The 17,787-nt window shown below is 48.9% G+C and carries 19 protein-coding genes; 15 read left to right on the top strand and 4 right to left on the bottom strand.

Annotated features, from left to right (window positions below; genetic code table 11):
* Positions 1 to 155: 155 nt before the first annotated feature.
* Genes ABNK31_RS07125 through hemW form a run of 3 tightly spaced genes read left to right on the top strand, consistent with a single transcriptional unit; the run spans position 156 to position 2,508 of the window.
* On the top strand, positions 156 to 935 hold the full coding sequence (locus tag ABNK31_RS07125; protein ID WP_418894980.1) for a glycerophosphodiester phosphodiesterase family protein: 780 nt from the start codon (positions 156 to 158) through the stop codon (positions 933 to 935).
* Complete coding sequence (locus tag ABNK31_RS07120) at positions 932 to 1,372, top strand: hypothetical protein (protein WP_418894979.1); 441 nt, start codon at positions 932 to 934, stop codon at positions 1,370 to 1,372. The genes ABNK31_RS07125 and ABNK31_RS07120 overlap by 4 nt, the downstream gene beginning before the upstream one ends.
* Positions 1,373 to 1,377: 5 nt before the next feature.
* Positions 1,378 to 2,508 carry a radical SAM family heme chaperone HemW gene (gene hemW / locus ABNK31_RS07115; protein WP_418894978.1) on the top strand — a complete coding sequence of 377 codons (1,131 nt, stop codon included), beginning with the start codon at positions 1,378 to 1,380 and terminating at the stop codon, positions 2,506 to 2,508.
* Between the two features lie 96 nt (positions 2,509 to 2,604).
* Here the strand turns inward: hemW and ABNK31_RS07110 are convergent, their stop codons facing one another.
* Together ABNK31_RS07110 and ABNK31_RS07105 are read right to left on the bottom strand one after the other, a co-directional pair.
* Positions 2,605 to 3,438, bottom strand: coding sequence for a transporter substrate-binding domain-containing protein (locus tag ABNK31_RS07110; protein WP_418894977.1), 834 nt, complete (start codon positions 3,436 to 3,438; stop codon positions 2,605 to 2,607).
* The gene (locus ABNK31_RS07105) at positions 3,439 to 5,472 is read right to left on the bottom strand and encodes a putative porin (RefSeq protein ID WP_418894976.1); all 2,034 of its coding nucleotides are present in this window, start codon (positions 5,470 to 5,472) and stop codon (positions 3,439 to 3,441) included.
* A gap of 337 nt (positions 5,473 to 5,809) precedes the next feature.
* On the opposite strand from ABNK31_RS07105, the gene ABNK31_RS07100 reads away from it, so the two are divergent.
* The 12 genes from ABNK31_RS07100 (at position 5,810) to ABNK31_RS07045 (ending at position 15,634) form a co-directional block, all read left to right on the top strand.
* Complete coding sequence (locus tag ABNK31_RS07100) at positions 5,810 to 6,808, top strand: 2-hydroxyacid dehydrogenase (protein ID WP_418894975.1); 999 nt, start codon at positions 5,810 to 5,812, stop codon at positions 6,806 to 6,808.
* A gap of 47 nt (positions 6,809 to 6,855) precedes the next feature.
* Positions 6,856 to 7,338 (top strand): N-acetyltransferase family protein, encoded by a 483-nt coding sequence (locus ABNK31_RS07095; RefSeq protein ID WP_418894974.1) that lies wholly within the window; start codon positions 6,856 to 6,858, stop codon positions 7,336 to 7,338.
* Positions 7,339 to 7,566: 228 nt separating this feature from the next.
* Positions 7,567 to 8,436, top strand: a complete 870-nt coding sequence (hisG, locus tag ABNK31_RS07090) for an ATP phosphoribosyltransferase (protein WP_418894973.1) — start codon at positions 7,567 to 7,569, stop codon at positions 8,434 to 8,436.
* 152 nt (positions 8,437 to 8,588) lie between these two features.
* On the top strand, positions 8,589 to 9,917 hold the full coding sequence (gene hisD, locus ABNK31_RS07085; RefSeq protein WP_418894972.1) for a histidinol dehydrogenase: 1,329 nt from the start codon (positions 8,589 to 8,591) through the stop codon (positions 9,915 to 9,917).
* Positions 9,914 to 10,948, top strand: coding sequence for a histidinol-phosphate transaminase (gene hisC / locus ABNK31_RS07080; protein WP_418894971.1), 1,035 nt, complete (start codon positions 9,914 to 9,916; stop codon positions 10,946 to 10,948). The genes hisD and hisC overlap by 4 nt, the downstream gene beginning before the upstream one ends.
* Positions 10,949 to 10,963: 15 nt before the next feature.
* The gene (locus tag ABNK31_RS07075) at positions 10,964 to 11,095 is read left to right on the top strand and encodes a hypothetical protein (RefSeq protein WP_418894970.1); all 132 of its coding nucleotides are present in this window, start codon (positions 10,964 to 10,966) and stop codon (positions 11,093 to 11,095) included.
* 291 nt (positions 11,096 to 11,386) lie between these two features.
* Positions 11,387 to 12,478 carry a bifunctional histidinol-phosphatase/imidazoleglycerol-phosphate dehydratase HisB gene (hisB, locus tag ABNK31_RS07070; protein WP_418894969.1) on the top strand — a complete coding sequence of 364 codons (1,092 nt, stop codon included), beginning with the start codon at positions 11,387 to 11,389 and terminating at the stop codon, positions 12,476 to 12,478.
* Entirely contained in the window at positions 12,475 to 13,062 is a 588-nt protein-coding gene (gene hisH, locus ABNK31_RS07065) for an imidazole glycerol phosphate synthase subunit HisH (protein WP_418895373.1), read from the top strand. Before hisB ends, hisH begins: the two co-directional genes overlap by 4 nt.
* Positions 13,059 to 13,766, top strand: coding sequence for a 1-(5-phosphoribosyl)-5-[(5-phosphoribosylamino)methylideneamino]imidazole-4-carboxamide isomerase (hisA, locus tag ABNK31_RS07060; RefSeq protein WP_418894968.1), 708 nt, complete (start codon positions 13,059 to 13,061; stop codon positions 13,764 to 13,766). Before hisH ends, hisA begins: the two co-directional genes overlap by 4 nt.
* Positions 13,767 to 13,787: 21 nt before the next feature.
* Positions 13,788 to 14,540 carry an imidazole glycerol phosphate synthase subunit HisF gene (gene hisF / locus ABNK31_RS07055; protein ID WP_418894967.1) on the top strand — a complete coding sequence of 251 codons (753 nt, stop codon included), beginning with the start codon at positions 13,788 to 13,790 and terminating at the stop codon, positions 14,538 to 14,540.
* Complete coding sequence (gene hisIE / locus ABNK31_RS07050; RefSeq protein WP_418894966.1) at positions 14,537 to 15,127, top strand: bifunctional phosphoribosyl-AMP cyclohydrolase/phosphoribosyl-ATP diphosphatase HisIE; 591 nt, start codon at positions 14,537 to 14,539, stop codon at positions 15,125 to 15,127. The genes hisF and hisIE overlap by 4 nt, the downstream gene beginning before the upstream one ends.
* 255 nt (positions 15,128 to 15,382) lie before the next feature.
* Complete coding sequence (locus ABNK31_RS07045; RefSeq protein WP_418894965.1) at positions 15,383 to 15,634, top strand: hypothetical protein; 252 nt, start codon at positions 15,383 to 15,385, stop codon at positions 15,632 to 15,634.
* Between the two features lie 4 nt (positions 15,635 to 15,638).
* Here ABNK31_RS07045 and ABNK31_RS07040 read toward each other — a convergent pair whose 3' ends face one another.
* Complete coding sequence (locus ABNK31_RS07040; protein WP_418894964.1) at positions 15,639 to 16,727, bottom strand: AMP-binding protein; 1,089 nt, start codon at positions 16,725 to 16,727, stop codon at positions 15,639 to 15,641.
* Positions 16,720 to 17,781: an o-succinylbenzoate synthase gene (locus ABNK31_RS07035; RefSeq protein ID WP_418894963.1), complete on the bottom strand. Its 1,062-nt coding sequence runs from the start codon at positions 17,779 to 17,781 to the stop codon at positions 16,720 to 16,722. The genes ABNK31_RS07040 and ABNK31_RS07035 overlap by 8 nt, the downstream gene beginning before the upstream one ends.
* Between the last annotated feature and the right edge of the window lie 6 nt (positions 17,782 to 17,787).

The following is a 17,787-nucleotide window of genomic DNA, read 5'->3' as shown; positions in this document are numbered from 1 at the left end:
GGAAGTTTGATCAAACTAAACAAAAAATAGTACAATATTTTTTTTAGATCACAATCGGTAACAGCCATCGATTATTGATAAATTTCACAAAAATGTAACACATTTGCCGGTTTTATGGTGTATATTTGCCGTAATAAAAAAAATACGAAGTAAAAATGAATAAAAAAACATCCTTTACTTGCCTCTTATTGCTTTTTATTGCTTTTCAGGCAACCTCTCAGACACAGATTATAGCTCATCGCGGATATTGGAAAACCGACGGTTCGGCCCAGAACTCCATTACGGCATTAATGAAGGCCGACTCGCTGGATATTTACGGATCGGAAATGGATATCTGGCTCTCGTCCGACGGCATCCCCGTAGTAAACCATGATGCGGACGTGGAGTTAAACGGAAAAAAGATCATCGTACAGGACACGCCGGCAGCTACGCTCCGATCAGTCAAACTGGCCAACGGAGAACCGTTGCCCACGCTGGAAGAATATCTGGAGGCTTTCGAAAAATGCAAAAACGTCAAGCTGATTATCGAATTCAAATCCCATCGTACGAAAGCGCAGGAAGATGAACTGACCGAAAAGGCTATCGCCATGGTTCGCGAAAAAGGACTGCAAGACAGAGTGGAATACATTGCTTTCGGCATCAACTTCGTGAATCAAGTGCGACGGGTCGATCCTCAAGCCAAAGTGTATTATCTCAATGGTGACTTAACTCCGGACGCTCTTCACGAAATAGGCGCCGCCGGCATCGATTACCATTACAATGTCTTGTCTAAAAACCCACAATGGGTAGCATCCTCTCATGACTATGGAATGAAAGTAAATGCATGGACGGTTAATAAAGCGGAAGACATTCGTCAGATGATCAACCTGAAGTTGGATTATATCACTACGGACGAGCCTGTTCTCGTTAGACAATTAATCAACGAAGCAAGATGATCAACTTGCAACAACAACTGAGTAAAGCTATCCGTATCGCTATTAAGGCGCATGAAAATCAGTTGGATTCCCACAATGGCCGTCCGTATATAGACCATCCTTTCAGAGTGATGAATGCCGGGCGCACTCTTCAGGAAAAGATTGTAGGCATTTTGCACGATGTGGTAGAAGATACGGAGTGGACACTGAAGGACTTGTCGGCGGAGGGTTTTTCACCGGATATTGTCGATGCAGTGGATGCGATGACGCGACGGGATAATGAATCGTATGAGGAATACATTCTTCGGGTTGAGAAAAATCCGGTTGCCGTACGGGTAAAACTCAATGACTTGTCCGATAATATGGATATTCGCCGCCTGAACGAACTGACGGCGCAGGACGTCGAACGCCTGCATCGTTATTTAAAGGCATACAAACAACTGACGGAAAAAGAATAAGCATATTGGCCGGCATTTATTTACACATTCCTTTCTGCAAAACCCGTTGCCTTTACTGCGACTTCTTTACGGGTACGGACGAAAGGGCGAAGGATGCTTTTGTCGCCGCCCTTTGCCAAGAAATCCTTTTACGAAAAGACGAAGTCGATGAGCCGGTCAAAACGATCTACTTCGGAGGAGGTACGCCTTCTCGATTGAGTCGAGAACAGTTGGAACAGATTATTGAGGCCCTCTTCAAGACCTTTCCAATCACTGAAAAGGCAGAGATAACGCTCGAAGCGAATCCGGATGATCTTTCTTTGAAATACATAGAAGATCTCCGGCTTTTGCCTTTCAATCGCATCAGCATCGGCATTCAAAGTTTCCATGACACGGAACTGGCCTTCTTAAGCCGGCGTCATACGGCTCAACAAGCCATCGAAACCGTAAAAAAGTGTCAGGATATCGGCGCGTTCGATAACATCAGCATTGACTTGATGTATGGTTTACCCGGGCAAACACTCGACATTTGGCAACAAAACCTTTTACAAGCCCTGTCTCTGAATATTCAACATATTTCTGCCTATCATCTTATTTATGAAGACAAGACTCCGCTTACGGTTTTGCTTAAAAAGGGCAAAATACGTCCTGTTTCCGACGAGTTGAGTACCGATATGTTTTCGATGCTGATCGACATGCTTACCTCTGCCGGTTTCGAGCATTACGAAATAGCCAATTTTGCCAGGAATCAACGCTACTCCCGTCATAATACGTCTTATTGGCAAGGCGAAAAATACGTCGGATTGGGGCCGGCCGCCCATTCTTTTGACGGGAAAAGCCGCAAATGGAATGTGTATTCCCTGTCACGTTACATCGAAGAGATGAAGAAGAGCCAATTATCGTCAGAAATAGAAATACTCGACATCACGACCCGCTATAACGAATATATCCTGACCGGCTTACGAACTCAATGGGGGGTGGATTTATCGAATCTACGAAAACTATTCGGCGAAGAGTTATATCGTTATTGCCTTGAGAACGCAGAAAAATATCTGACCGGGCATTTGCTCTCAATCGATCAAAACACGCTAATGCTGACTCGTGAAGGGATCTTCATTTCGGATGGGATTATGAGCGATCTGATGTGGGTGAAATGAGCTATGAAGTATGAAGTATGAGCTATGAACTATGAGCTATGAAGTATGAAGTATGAGCTATGAACTATGAGCTATGAACTATGAGGGGGGGAATAATCATGATTCGTAATACCGCTGATAGATTCGCTCAAACTCTTCGGTCTTCCGAAAGCGGGAAAGCCATGCATTTAAACTGTCGAGCAAAACGGGCGCATCTTTCCGAACAATCCACGATTCCAAATGAGTAAACCCGATATCGGTTTCTACATCGATTTCCGGAAAAGACCGCGCCAGTTCGTCGGCCGATTTTTCGTCACAAACTGTAAAATCAATTTGTCCGGCAGCTACCATCATCACCAATTGTTCTTGTCCATACATGTCATCTTCCTTCACATAAATCGTATCTCCGATCTCATGCGAAAGATTATCCAAGCGTAAAATGGCCGGAGACGATTTAGGCACATAAATGGTTTTCTTCGCCAAATCGAGATGTTGCCTTACCAATGGAAGACTGTCGTTGTACTCCGGCTTACGCTGGATTAACACCTGCTTATTAAGAATAAGGGGATGCGTAAACGCATATTGGTGTTTAAGAGTTGTCGTTAAGGGAACATTCCGGGCGACCATATCATACCGGTGCCGGTCCAAGCCTTCCAGATTATCATCCAAACTGTTTTCGAGATCAATCGAGACTTCTATTCCCCACTCTGCCGCCATGGCTTGTAATAACTCATACTGAAAACCCGAAATAGAATCGCCCGATACAAAATAACCGGTGGTATTATAATCCGTCACAACCTGTAAAACACCCTCTTTCACGATTTCGCGATAATCACGCGCTTTGGTTTTCTTTTGAAACCAAAACAAAACGAGGGTTAACACCATCGCTACGGATACGATTACAAACAGAGTGCTGGAAAACGGGAACTTCGATTTTAATTTTACATCCATTTAATTATGAAGATTGACCGACACGCCCAATTTAATGATCGAGGGATTGACCGGATACCCGGGCAAAGAAAAGTACTCCCTCGGTTTCCAGATAGTGGAAGCCGCATTGTAATACATCACAAAAAAGCGAGTCTGCTTTAAATGCATATTGGCATATATCGTCGCAATGGGATAATTGCCGACTTGCTTTTCGCGCTGATTATAAAACTGCAAGAGAGCCGGCTCGTACCCCGGCGCATAATAACTGGTATGATAATGGGCATCCACACCGAATTGCAAAGTCAGCTCGTTCACAATTTTAGTCTTCAAATACATATTTGAATAGACACTAAGCAAGGGTACCGGAATGACCTCCTCATTACTGGACGTTTGGTATACGAGCTGATTGTCCCAATGAAAAACCCCGAGATGCAGATTCTGATCCACACGTGCCGACAAGATTTGCACACTGCCGTTTTCCTGAGTAATATTCCGGTCGCGATCGAAATAAATATAGTTTTGTATGTTTTCAACACCTAAGTGAAAAGTGGTATTGGTAAAGGGGATGAACAATTTTCCTCCCGCATATACCCGGCGGGTATCGCCCCATTCTTTATCCCACCAATAATACTTCGAATGATAATGTTCCTGTAAATATTTCGGCCGTAAATTCTTCAAATAAGCTTCCGCCGTCAGAGTAGTTCGTTTACCCGCTATCTCGAAACCGGTCTCGATGGTACCCGACGCCATGAACTCGCCGAGATTGGCGCCTAACACACCCATATCGGCGCGAATATTAAAAAGGAAATTCTCTCCTTGTTGTTTGCTGAGAACACCTCCGATAGTGACGGCATTTTCACGATGAGAAAAACGTCGCCCGCTACTGGTGCTGTCGATCATCGAGTACTGACGGAGATCATACTCCAGAAAAGCCGTTAATCCGAACTTCACCCAATCCCTGAATCCTTCGCGCAGACTCAATGCGACGGTATTTTTAAAAGAAGAAAAGCGCACGCTATCATCCACCGCACCCTTGTAAAAACGATTATTATAGAATGTGTCGATGCGCTGCATCGGTACCCCGTTAACGGCTACCGCAGCCGTGTCATACGATAAAAACCGACGGTATTGCTGTTTGTAATGAGACGTAAAAACCACGCTGGCAACAGGCACAAACTCTTTGCTACGCAACGTATCGGTTGTCGGCACCGTATATCCCAAATTATACCTTCCCGACACATATATTTGATTGTTCTTAATTTTGTTCCATGTTTTAGTAAACTTCACCGGAATGGTTTGCGACGTAAAACTCTGGTCAACCGAATCCGGTTCGCGAATAAAATTATCGTCCGTAATACCGCCGTTTTCAAAATTCGTAATCGAACCGCTATTTAAAAAAGCATGCAACTCGATGCGATCGGTTACATAGCTACTATATAGTTTCCAATTGTTGGACTTTACCGCCTGCGAGTTATAGTAACCTTTAGAGCTGATGATATCTCCTTCCAGCCCGACATTCAAATTCTTCCCGAAGTTCATCGACAATTCCGCCAAAAAACGCTCTTCTTTGGTTTGATCTCCCCCGCCGCTCTGATAATTGAGCCGCGCGTACGGGACACGGGTATTCAGAAAAACTTGTTTTGTTGGATCCGCCAAATAAGGAGAATAGGCATTGTTAAAGACAAAGTTATCCGTTTCCTCGCGATCGAGAAACAGTTTAGAGATCGAAGGCGATCCCAACGGCCCTAAGAAGCCCATTGCTACCGAATAACTGTCGGGAAGCGTACGGTGTTGAAAATTAAACAGCAGCGTATCCATCACGGCCGGAATATGATCGCCCGTACGCGGGTCGATTCTCCACGACGAAATGCTCGTGATGGGATTGATCGAATCAGGAGGCGACGCCTGTTTAGGCACCTGAGGAGAAGGGACAGCCGGTGGCAGCATATCCAACGAATCCGGATCGGACGTGATTTGCGTCGAATCCGGTAATATAATATGTGCTTGTGCGGAAGATGCCGCCACATATATGCATAGCAGACAAATTATGTACAAGAGTTTTCTCATCGGATGCAAATGTACATAAAAAAATCACCCTGTCCGGATAATTAAGATTAATTTGATTGCTTTTTTTTGTCAACCGGGGGGAAGGATATCGATGTTATGGAAATCGACACCGCCGGTAAAACCGACGAAAATAGCTCGCTTATTGAACCAAAAAGCTTATTAAATGTTACATGTCAGTGACATCTTCCATTACAATATAATTAAATAATTAACATTCGTTCCGGGCGATAAACATTTGTCCTTTCTGCCATAGAAATCGTTTTTGTTTTCTACGAGTTGAAAGCAATGATTTTGTTGTTCGGCATTTAACAATAATAAAACCATTATGAGTATGAAAATAGCTTTCTTCGATACGAAACCCTATGACGAGGCCAGTTTTAATAAAGTAAATGAAGCCTTCGGATTCGAGATCCTTTATTATAAAGGATTCTTAAATAAACACAATGTGGCGTTGACGCAAGATGTGGATGCCGTCTGTATTTTTGTCAATGCGGTGGCCGATGCGGAAGTCATCGACCAATTAGTTGCCAATGGCGTAAAAATTCTCGCTTTGCGATGTGCGGGCTATAACAACGTGGACCTCTCGGCGGCCAAAGACCGCATAAAAGTCGTGCGCGTTCCGGCCTATTCGCCTCATGCGGTAGCCGAATATACATTGGCTTTGATGCTTACCCTGAACCGGAAGATACACAAAGCCTACAACCGTACGCGGGAAGGTAATTTCGCGTTGGATGGACTTATGGGCTTCGATATGCAAGGAAAAACAGCCGGTATTATCGGGACGGGTAAGATTGCCAAGATATTAATCCGCATCCTTCGCTCGATGGATGTCAACGTATTGGCATACGATTTGTATCCGGATGCAAAATTTGCCGAGGAAACAGGCATTCAATATACGTCTCTCGATGAACTCTTCCGCAAATCGGATATTATTTCCCTGCATTGCCCGCTGACACCCGACACCGAATATATTATCAATAAAGATTCTATCGCGAAGATGAAAGAAGGAGTGATGATCATCAATACCGGACGCGGAAAGTTGATCGCCACTCATGATCTGATTGACGGGTTAAAGGAAAAGAAAATCGGATCGGCAGGATTAGATGTCTATGAGGAGGAAAGCGAATATTTTTACCAAGACCGATCGAATATTCTCATCGACGATGATATCCTCGCGCGACTGCTTTCGCTGAATAACGTCATCGTGACATCGCACCAGGCTTTTTTCACCAAAGAAGCGCTGCACAACATTGCAAAGACCACCTTACAGAACATTCAGGATTTTGCCGACGGAAAAGAACTGGTGAACGAAGTGACGATTTAAAAGTTGGAGGCTGGAGGTTAGAGATTGGAGATTGGAGATCGGAAGGTATGATACGAAAGGTGCGCGCGGAAGATGCCTCGCAAATTCGCGATATTTATAACTATTACATTCGGGAGACGGTCGTTACGTTTGAAGAAGAAGAGATCTCGAGCGAAGAAATGCTTCGGCGTATCGACGAGGTCACGAAACGTTATCCGTGGATCGTTTACGAAGAAAACGGAGCGCTGCTCGGTTATGCGTATGCCTCTGAATTCCGTGAACGTATCGCCTATCGCTTAACCGCCGAGTCGACGGTTTACCTCCGCCACGGACAGGAGGGCAAAGGCATCGGAATACAACTTTACGAGCATTTGATTTCGGAATTAAAACGTACCGATATACATGCCGTCATCGGGTGCATCACGTTGCCCAATGTAGGCAGCGTACACTTGCACGAAAAGCTCGGATTCCGGAAGAACGGCGTGTTCCCGCAAACCGGATACAAGTTCGGCAAGTGGCTCGATGTAGGTTTTTGGGAATTAATTCTATAAAAAAGAACGTTTTTTTGTGTGTTTTAAAATAAAACGATTATCTTTGCAGCATCTAAAAAATAAAAAATGAACGTAAACTTGTTCCATCATCATCATCATTTTCCGACTTGCAATCAGGTGAGCTGAAAAAAGATGTATGCATGTAGCAATACCGAATAATGTCTTATGAACCGCCTGATGAAAGTCAGGCGGTTTTTTATTTATACACTCTAAGCGATACGGAATAATATGAATCAAACAACGGAAAAAATTAAATTAGCCATTCAAAAGAGCGGGCGGCTCAGTGAAAAGTCGCTCGAACTGATGGAAGAGTGCGGAATTAAAATATCGAACGGTAACCGCAAGCTGAAGACGGAAGCGAAGAACTTCCCGATGGAAATTCTGTTTCTTCGCGATGACGATATTCCCCAATATGTGGAACAAGGCGTGGCCGACATCGGCATATTGGGCGAAAACGAAGTGTGGGAGAAAGACAAGGACGTGGAAACCATCGAAAAATTAGGCTTCGGCAATTGCCGTCTTTCGCTGGCCATCCCCAAGGAAGAAGAATACACGGGATTGGATTACTTCAATAGGAAAAGAATTGCGACAAGCTATCCGAAAATCCTCTCGAAGTTCTTTGCCGTGAAAGGCATCGACGTACGCATAGAGGAAATCGGCGGGAGCGTGGAGATTGCAACGGGCATCGGCTTGGCCGACGGCATCTTCGATATCGTCAGCACGGGAAGCACCCTTATCATGAACGGACTGAAGGAAGTCGAAGCCATCATTAAGAGTGAGGCGGTGCTGATCTCCAACAAGAATCTTTCCCCTGCAAAAACAGAACTGTTGGAAAAGTTATTGTTCCGTATCAAAGCGTATAAAAACGGATTGGGACGGAAGTATGTGTTGTTGAATGCCCCCAACGAGGTGGTTCCCAAAATCGTATCGTTGCTGCCGGGCATGCGATCGCCCAGTATTATTCCTCTTGCCGATGAGGGCTGGAGCAGTGTGCACTCGGTGATTAATGATGATGACTTTTGGGATATTATCGATGAATTGAAATTGCTGGGGGCCGAAGGCATTCTGGTGATTCCAATTGAGAAGATGATTCAGTGAGCAAAAATGGAGGTTGGTGGTTGGAGGATAGAGACAGGGAGACTGGGAGACAGGGAGACAAAGGGAAAAAGGGACAAAGAGACTGGGAGACAGGGAGACATTAGACTTTAGACTTTAGACTTTAGACATTGGACATTAGACATTAGACATATATGAAAATAATATCGAATCCGGGCGAACAAAAATGGGCGAAACTGACCGGACGCCCGAAAACGAATCAAACGAAACTGATGGATACCGTCAATAAAATATTTTACGACATCCATAAGAAGGGCGACCGAGCCGTGAAAAAATATTCCCGCCAGTTCGACGGGTTCGACAACGACACATTCCTTGTCGATAACGAAACGATACAGGCAGCCGCAAGCGGTCTTTCCGAACAGTTGAAACAAGCTATCGGCTTAGCCAAAGCGAACATCGGGAAGTTCCACTTGTCACAGCAGCTCACCGAAGCGAAGACGGAAACGTCACCGGGCGTGATGTGCTGGCGCGAGGCGCGTCCCATAGAACGGATCGGCATCTATGTGCCGGGCGGATCGGCGCCGCTCTTTTCGACCGTCCTCATGCTCGCTGTTCCCGCACGGATAGCCGGATGCAAAGAGATTGTGCTATGCACGCCTCCCGATAAAGACGGGAACATTCATCCCGCCATTCTGTATGCCGCACAAACCGCCGGAGTAACTCAACTGTTCGCCGTGGGAGGCATTCAAGCCATCGCCGCCATGGCATTCGGAACCGAAACGATTCCGAAAGTCGATAAGATCTTCGGCCCGGGCAATCAATATGTAATGGCCGCCAAACACGCCGCCCAATATTACGGAACGGCCATCGATATGCCCGCGGGACCGAGCGAAGTGCTGGTAATCGCCGACGAAACCTGCCGTCCCTCGTTCGTGGCGGCCGACCTGCTTTCGCAAGCCGAGCATGGGCCGGACAGTCAAGTGATCTTTTTATCGAATAACAAAAAGATCCTGAAAGAAGTGAACAAGGAGTTGACGTTGCAACTCGACAACCTGCCGCGCAAGGAGATCGCCGAACAAGCATTGAAGAACAGCAAGGCTATTTTTTTCAACGATATCGCGACGTGCATTTCTTTCAGCAACCGTTATGCGCCGGAGCACCTGATTCTCGCCGTGGAAAATCCCGTTTTACGAAGCCGCGAAGTAACTAACGCCGGCTCGGTGTTCCTTGGCAATTACAGTTGCGAGAGCGCCGGCGATTATGCAAGCGGCACCAACCACACGCTTCCCACAGGCGGAAATGCAAAAGTGTACAGCGGCGTGTCGCTCGACAGTTTCGTCAAGAAGATCACGTTTCAACAACTCAACGAAGAAGGAATATCGGCCATCGGCCCCGCCGTAGAAATCATGGCGGAGACCGAAACGCTTTACGCCCACAAGAATGCCATGACATTGCGCTTGGGCGACGTGGCCGGGAAATACCTATCCGCAACATCCACCGATCAAACCGAAAAAGAATGAAACGAACATTTGAATGGACTAAAACGGTGCGCCCCAACATCCTCGCGCTGCATCCCTACTCGAGCGCCCGGGACGAATTTACGGGCGAGGAAGGCATCTTCCTCGATGCCAACGAAAATCCTTTCGGCGAATACAACCGCTATCCCGATCCGCATCAAAAGGCGTTGAAACAAGCTTTAAGCGAAGTGAAAGGGGTGCCTGCCGGGCAACTGTTCATCGGCAACGGCAGCGACGAAATCATCGACTTGGTGTACCGCATCTTTTGCGAGCCGGGTAAGGATAGCGTGATTATCTGTCCGCCCACTTACGGAATGTATGAAGTGGCGGCGAATATCAACGATGTAGCTATCCGTCGCATTCCCCTTACCGCATCGTTTCAATTGAACGCCGACGCGATTCTGCAAACGGCGCAAACCGATCCGTCGGTGAAGTTGCTCTTCCTCTGCTCGCCCAATAACCCCACGGGCAACGGGCTGAACGGCGTGGAGGAAGTCATCCGCGCCTTTCCGGGTATCGTGGTGGCGGACGAGGCCTACATTGACTTTTATCCGGGGCGCTCGCTGAAAAACCGAACGGCCACGCATCCCAACCTGATCGTCATGCAGACCTTCAGCAAGGCTTGGGCGTTGGCAAGCGCGCGCGTGGGCATTGCCTTTGCGCAGGAACGGCTGATTGCGCTGATGGACAAGACGAAGCCGCCGTACAATGTAAGCCGCCTCAATCAGGAGGCCGCCCTTGCCGCACTTTCGCATCCGGAGGCCTTCGAGGAACGGCTATCCGTCATTCTCGAACAGAAAGAACGGCTGTTGCACGAACTGCCGCGCATCGGCATCGTGAAAAAAATATATCCTTCGGATGCTAATTTCCTGTTGGTGGAGGTCGATGATGCCAATCGCGTATACGACCGGCTGGTGGAGAAGAAGGTGATTGTCCGCAACCGCCATTCGCAAGTGCCGGGCTGCATCCGCATCACCGTCGGGTCGCCCGAAGAAAACGACAAGTTGCTGAAAGAACTCGAAATGATGTGCTAATTAGCAAATGAGCAAATGAGCATATTAGCAAATGAGCAAATGAGCATATTAGCAAATGAGCATATTAGCAAATGGGCAGATGAGCATATTAGCAAATGGGCAGATGAGCATATTAGCATATTAGCAAATGGGCAGATGGGCAGATGAGCAAATGAGGGGATGAGGAGATGTGCCGATTAGTATTGGGAGGAGCGAATTCCGATTCGCCCTTGATACGGCAACCGGATGAAATAAGAAGTCGGAAGCCGGAAGAATTGCTGACTGCAAACGTTAGACGGAGCCCAGAGACTGGAGACAAGAGACCGAAGACCGAAGACCGAAGACCGGAGACAAGAGACCGAAGACCGAAGACCGGAGACTGAAGACCGGAGACTGGAGACCGGAGACTGGAGACCGGAGACTAAAGACTAAAGACTGGAGACTAAAGACTAAAAAGATATGAAAAAAGTATTATTTATAGACCGGGACGGCACGCTGGTGACAGAGCCGCCGGAAGATTATCAAGTGGACAGCCTCGAAAAGCTGGAGTTTGTCCCCGGCGTGTTCCAAAATCTGGCGCGCATCGCGGCCGAACTGGAATATGAACTGGTGATGGTAAGCAATCAGGATGGATTGGGCACGGCGTCGTTTCCCGAAGAGACCTTTTGGCCGGTACAGAACAAAATCATCCGGGCATTGAAGAACGAAGGAATCGTGTTCAGCGAAATCCTTATCGACCGCTCGTTTCCCGAAGACAACCTCCCCACCCGCAAGCCGGGGACGGGACTGTTAACACACTACCTGAAGGGAGGCTACGACCTGCCCGCGTCGTTTGTCATCGGCGACCGTCCGACAGATATACTACTGGCCGAAAACATCGGTTGCCGGGCGATTTACCTAAATAAGGAGAGTCATCCCGAAGCCGCGTTATCCACCCCCGACTGGAGCGAGATTTATCGTTTCCTGAAAGCGGAACCGCGACAAGCATCGGTAGAACGCCATACGTCGGAAACCTCGATATTCGTTTCCGTCAACCTCGACGGAACGGGCAAAAGCAGTATTTCCACGGGCCTCGGATTCTTCGACCACATGCTCGAACAGATTGCGCGCCACGGATCGGTCGACCTCACGGTGCAGGTGAAAGGCGACCTGCAGGTCGATGAGCACCATACCATCGAAGATACCGCCATTGCGCTGGGTGAAGCGTTCAACCGGGCTCTCGCATCGAAAAAAGGGATTGAACGCTATGGGTTTCTCTTGCCGATGGACGATTGTCTGGCGCAGGTGGCCATCGATTTCGGCGGACGACCCTGGCTGGTATGGAACGCCGATTTCCGGCGCGAGAAAATAGGCGATATGCCCACCGAAATGTTCCTGCATTTCTTCAAATCGTTTACCGACAACGCCCGCTGCAACCTCAACATACAAGCCGAAGGCGATAACGAACACCATAAGATCGAATCGATTTTCAAAGCCTTTGCCAAAGCCATCCGCATGGCGGTGAAAAGGGGCGAAGGAGGAGGCATCCCAAGTACGAAAGGAGTGTTATAATGATAGCAATTATACAATACAACGCCGGCAACATCGCCTCGGTCAGAAATGCCGTGGAACGCCTCGGCTATCCGTGCCTCGTCACCGACAACCGCGAGCAACTGCGGCAAGCCGACAAAGTCATCCTGCCGGGCGTGGGCGAAGCGCATTCGGCCATGCGCCATCTCCGCGAAAAGGGCCTCGACACGGTCATCCGTTCATTGCAGCAACCAGTATTGGGCATCTGCCTCGGGCAGCAACTGCTGTGCAACCATTCCGAAGAAGGCGATGCGGACGGCCTCGGCATTTTCGACGCACAAGTCCGCAAATTTCCGCCCGAAGATATCGTGCCGCACATCGGATGGGACAACCTGACGAATACGCGGGGCACGCTTTTCGACGGCTTCGGCGCTGCGGACACGGTATATTTCGTCCACAGCTATTATGCCGGCATTTGTCGCGACACGATAGCCATTTGCAACTACATCCTGCCCTTCAGCGCAGCCATGCAGAAGGATAATTTCTACGCCGTACAGTTTCATCCCGAAAAATCAGCCGGCGTGGGCGAACGAATATTGAAAAACTTTTTAACAATCCCCTCATGAGACTGATTCCGGCTATCGATATTATCGACGGTAAGTGCGTGCGCCTGACCAAAGGCGATTACCGCACGCAAAAGGTTTACAACGCCAGCCCGCTCGACGTGGCGAAAGCGTTTGAAGACCACGGCCTGCGGTATGTGCATGTGGTAGACCTCGACGGCGCCAAATCCGACCATATCGTCAACCACAAGGTGCTGCGCGATATCGCCACGAAGACGTCGTTGCAGGTCGATTTCGGCGGCGGCATCAAGTCCGATGACGATGTACGCGCCGCCTTCGACAACGGGGCGCATCAGGTGACGGCGGGAAGCATCGCCGCCCGTCATCCCGAACGGTTTCTCGACTGGCTTGCCGCCTATGGAAGCGACCGTATCATCCTGGGTGCCGATTGTATGCATCGACGCATCGCCACGCACGGATGGCAGGAGCATTCCGACACCGACGTGCTCGACTTCATCATCGATTACGAACAAAAAGGGGCGCAATACGTCATTTGCACCGACATTTCGAAAGACGGCATGCTGCAAGGCCCCGCCACGGAATTGTACGAAGAGATCATCGCCAAAACCGGCGTACGTCTTATCGCGAGCGGCGGCATTTCATCCATCGACGACCTGCATGCCCTGCAACGCATCGGCTGCGAAGGCGCCATCATCGGCAAAGCGATCTACGAAGGAAGAATTAAAATTAGCGAATTAGCAAATTAGCATATTAGCACATCAATATTCATGCTTAAGAAAAGAATCATTCCCTGCCTCGACATTCAAAACGGGCGTACCGTTAAAGGCATCAATTTTGTCAATATCCGCGATGCCGGCGATCCGGTGGAACTCGCCAAACGTTACGTGCAGGAAGGCGCCGACGAATTGGTCTTTCTGGACATCACCGCCACTATCGAGAAGCGCAAAACGCTGACGGAACTCGTCACGCGCATTGCGAAAGAAATCAACATCCCGTTTACGGTGGGCGGCGGCATTCACTCGGTCGACGACGCCCGCGCCATCATCCTCGCCGGCGCCGATAAAGTGAGCGTCAACTCGTCGGCGGTACAACGCCCCGAACTCATTACGGAAATCGCGGCGCAATTCGGCAGCCAATGTGTGGCGTTGGCTATCGACACGAAGCGCTTGGGCGACGAATGGATCGTCTATACCCACGGGGGCCATACCCCCACCCCGTTGCGCGCCGTCGAGTGGGCCGCGGAGGGTGAACGGCGCGGAGCGGGCGAAATCCTGCTTACGTCGATGAACAACGACGGCGTGAAGAGCGGTTTCGCGCTCGACATCACCGATGCCGTGGCCTCGGCCGTCAATATTCCGGTTATCGCCTCGGGAGGCGCCGGAGCACCCGGACATTTCGCCCGCCTCTTCCGCGAGACGAAAGCCGCCGCGGGACTGGCCGCCAGCATCTTCCATTTCGGAGAAGTCTCCATCCCTCAATTGAAACAATTTTTAAAAGAACAAAACATAGAAGTACGATGAAAGTAGATTTTTCAAAATCGACCGACGGGCTGGTACCCGCCATTATACAGCATGCCGACACGCTGCAAGTGCTCATGCTGGGGTTTATGAACCAAGAAGCGCTCACAAAAACCGAACAAGAAGGCAAAGTGACTTTTTTCAGCCGCAGTAAAAACCGCCTGTGGACAAAAGGCGAAACATCGGGCAATTACCTGACGGTCGACCGCATCCTCACCGATTGCGACAACGACGCGATACTCGTGCTGGCGTATCCGCAGGGACCGACATGCCACACGGGCGCCACATCCTGTTTCGGCGACAAGTCATCAAAAGGATTCCTCTACGAATTGGAGAAGGTCATCGAGCAACGTATCACCGAAAACCCCGAAGGCTCGTACACAAGCCGCCTTTTCGGCCGCGGCGTGAACAAAGTGGCGCAAAAGGTGGGCGAAGAGGCCGTGGAGTTGGTCATCGAAGCCAAAGACGACAATCTCGACTTGTTTAAAAACGAAGCGGCCGACTTGTTATACCATTTCCTCATCCTGCTCAAGACGAAAAACCTGCGTCTCGAGGATATCGAGGAGGTACTACTCGGGCGGCACCGGTAATGTAAGGTTCTTTTTTGCCTCGGCGAACTGCGCCGGGGCCATTTTAAGCTTAAAATAGGGCTAAAATGATTGTTTGAGTACCCAAACAGGCATATTTTATAGCTTAAAAAACTTTTGAAGTACCGGAATAAGCTTAAAATGGGACTTTCCAAATGTTGGAAGCACTATTTCGACCTTTAAATGGGGCTTCCAACATTTGGAAAGTACTTTTTTAACCCTTAAATGGGGTTTTAAAAGTTTTTGGAGTGAAAAACAATGCTTAAAACGGCGGAAAAAAAATCTTTGAATAAAAAGATAGGGAGTTTTAAGTTCGTCCCGATAACAGAAGATGATACATTGATGAGTAAAGGCGAGTTAGATGCCGTCATAAAGCAAGGTTTGGAAAATATAAAATCGGGGAAAACCAAACGGTATACGATAGAAGAGTTTAGAGTGGAAGCGAAGAAGAGGGCTATCGCTTTTTTGGAGAGAAATGGTATACATTCAGCAAGTCTATGCAGAGAATAGAGTGTTAATTGAAAACCATACCTTCTTTTGATATCTTTTCCGCCAAAAGTTTCGCCGCCGCCCGGTCGGTCTTACCGTTTCCCGTTTGAGGAATAGCCGCGACGGTATAAACGTGTAAAGGCTTCCAATAATGAGGAAGGACTTTCGCCGCCGTTTCCCCTACCCTAACGGCATCGGCAGACGGTTCCAACAACAACACCACGGCCTCCCCCAACTTCGGATGCGGTATGCACGTCACCGCAAAGGTTCCCGTTATATAAGGACGCAAAACCCGCTCGACCTCTTCCAGTTGTATTTTGATACCTCCCGAATTGATGACATTGTCTTTTCTTCCGATGATACGGAAACGGCCGTCGGGGCGAAGCTCGGCAATATCGTTTGTTATCTGTATTTCATCCGCGACTAAAGGAGCGTCTATGATTAACGTCTGCTCCTCCGACAAGGCCAGCCCGACGCCCGGCAAGGGCGTGTAATACCGGTCGGCGTCCGTTCCGTTGATTCTGCGCAAGGCGATATGCGAAAGCGTTTCGGTCATCCCGTAGGTCGAATAAACGGCATTCGGAAAATCTTCCAACGCTTTTTCCAACGCATCGTCTATCGCCCCTCCTCCGATAATAAGGCTTTTGATGCGGGATAACCGTCGTTTTTCGGCTGCGGATTGCAGGGAATTATATACTTGCAGCGGAACCAGCGCGGCAAAATCGAACGGCTTGTCCGTCCGTGCGAGCGGATGCCCGTCCGGCGCTACGGGATAGAGGTCCAGCCCGGCATAAATAGCGCGCACCACCATCATTTTGCCGGCAATATATTCCGACGGAAGGCAAAGCAACGCCTTGTCGTTCTTTTTCAGCCCGAAGAAATCACAGGTCATCTTGGCGCTTTGCCGCATTTGCTCTTTGCGCACGGTCAGTTCCTTCGGCGCACCCGTAGAACCGGAAGTGCGGACACGAAGCGTGGAAGGCGCGGAAAACCACTCCTTCAAAAACACATATAGTTGGCGGTGAAAGGACGAACGGGCGGCGAAACCGTTTTCTTCCTCACTCTCGAAATATTCTTGCGTATAAACGTTTCCTTCAATACGTATTTTATTCATCTAAAAAAGAAATTAATCCGTCAGAAATGTCTTTTTGCGGAGAAAACCACAACCGATCTGCCCGGACGGTCAACGGCATCGGGATATTATTGGTATAAAGCGAACCCGTACCCAATCCCTGCGGCAAAGGGTTCTGAAACGTGGCGCACCATTGAGCAATACTGTTCAGCCCGATGTTCGATTCCAGTGCGGAAGTTATCCACCACCCGATGTTCAACTCTTCGGCAAGGCGTATCCATTCGCTACAGCCCGTTATTCCGCCGTGCAACGAAGGTTTCAAGACAATATAGTGCGGACGGATGGTTTCCAGTAGCTTCCTCTTTCCGGCTGGATGGTTGATGCCGATCAGTTCTTCATCCAATGCCACCGGCAGGGGGCTCGACGCGCATAGTGCGGCCATCTTGCCGTGTTGTCCGGCTCGAATGGGTTGTTCGATAGAATGGACGCCCCATACGGCAAGCTGATGAAGCTTATCCGTCACATCGCCGTCATCGAAATTACCATTGGCGTCCACGCGCAACGTCATCTCCTGCGCCGTATAGCGACTGCGGATGAAACGCAACAGATCGAGCTCCCGCTCGAAGTCGATCGCTCCTATTTTCAGTTTGATACAACGGAAACCTCTTCCCAACAGCGATTGTATTTGCTTCAACATGCCGTCATAGTCTTCCATCCACACGAGGCCGTTGATGGGTATGCCTTCTTCGCCGCGACTGAACGGAGTATTCCATAATTGCAATCTATTCTGCCGGTAGTGCTGCATAGCCGTCTCCAACCCGAAAAGAATCGACGGGTAATCACGAAGCGCTTCCGCATCGATCGCCTGCCGTTCTTCCGTTCGCCGGCAGAAAGCGGCCAGCGTTTCGGCGTAATGCGAATCATACTCACAACTCAGGTCGGGAAGCGGCGCGCATTCTCCCACACCATAATGCGACGGGGCTTCCGTATCCCGGAAAACGACATACCACACCCGGTGTTCGGTATACACGCCTCTCGATGTGCCCGCCGGACGTTTGAAAACAAGCGTATAAGGAATGATTTTTAGGTGAAACATCTGTAA

The organism is Limibacterium fermenti, from assembly GCF_041902845.1.
Classification (GTDB): Bacteria; Bacteroidota; Bacteroidia; order Bacteroidales; family Dysgonomonadaceae; genus Limibacterium; species Limibacterium fermenti.
The sequence above is the reverse complement of the archived record's forward strand: the minus strand, read 5'-3'. Positions and strand labels throughout refer to the sequence as shown.

Excerpts from the sequence above, each read along its gene's own strand:
- hisG (WP_418894973.1), top strand. The coding sequence starts at position 7,567 with ATGAATCAAACAACGGAAAAAATTAAATTAGCCATTCAAAAGAGCGGG.
- ABNK31_RS07095 (WP_418894974.1), top strand. The coding sequence starts at position 6,856 with ATGATACGAAAGGTGCGCGCGGAAGATGCCTCGCAAATTCGCGATATT.
- ABNK31_RS07110 (WP_418894977.1), bottom strand. The coding sequence starts at position 3,438 with ATGGATGTAAAATTAAAATCGAAGTTCCCGTTTTCCAGCACTCTGTTT.
- hisB (WP_418894969.1), top strand. The coding sequence starts at position 11,387 with ATGAAAAAAGTATTATTTATAGACCGGGACGGCACGCTGGTGACAGAG.
- ABNK31_RS07040 (WP_418894964.1), bottom strand. The coding sequence starts at position 16,727 with ATGAATAAAATACGTATTGAAGGAAACGTTTATACGCAAGAATATTTC.
- hisD (WP_418894972.1), top strand. The coding sequence starts at position 8,589 with ATGAAAATAATATCGAATCCGGGCGAACAAAAATGGGCGAAACTGACC.
- hisIE (WP_418894966.1), top strand. The coding sequence starts at position 14,537 with ATGAAAGTAGATTTTTCAAAATCGACCGACGGGCTGGTACCCGCCATT.
- hisC (WP_418894971.1), top strand. The coding sequence starts at position 9,914 with ATGAAACGAACATTTGAATGGACTAAAACGGTGCGCCCCAACATCCTC.
- ABNK31_RS07125 (WP_418894980.1), top strand. The coding sequence starts at position 156 with ATGAATAAAAAAACATCCTTTACTTGCCTCTTATTGCTTTTTATTGCT.
- ABNK31_RS07075 (WP_418894970.1), top strand. The coding sequence starts at position 10,964 with ATGAGCATATTAGCAAATGAGCAAATGAGCATATTAGCAAATGAGCAT.
- ABNK31_RS07100 (WP_418894975.1), top strand. The coding sequence starts at position 5,810 with ATGAGTATGAAAATAGCTTTCTTCGATACGAAACCCTATGACGAGGCC.
- ABNK31_RS07035 (WP_418894963.1), bottom strand. The coding sequence starts at position 17,781 with ATGTTTCACCTAAAAATCATTCCTTATACGCTTGTTTTCAAACGTCCG.
- ABNK31_RS07120 (WP_418894979.1), top strand. The coding sequence starts at position 932 with ATGATCAACTTGCAACAACAACTGAGTAAAGCTATCCGTATCGCTATT.
- hisF (WP_418894967.1), top strand. The coding sequence starts at position 13,788 with ATGCTTAAGAAAAGAATCATTCCCTGCCTCGACATTCAAAACGGGCGT.
- ABNK31_RS07045 (WP_418894965.1), top strand. The coding sequence starts at position 15,383 with ATGCTTAAAACGGCGGAAAAAAAATCTTTGAATAAAAAGATAGGGAGT.
- hisA (WP_418894968.1), top strand. The coding sequence starts at position 13,059 with ATGAGACTGATTCCGGCTATCGATATTATCGACGGTAAGTGCGTGCGC.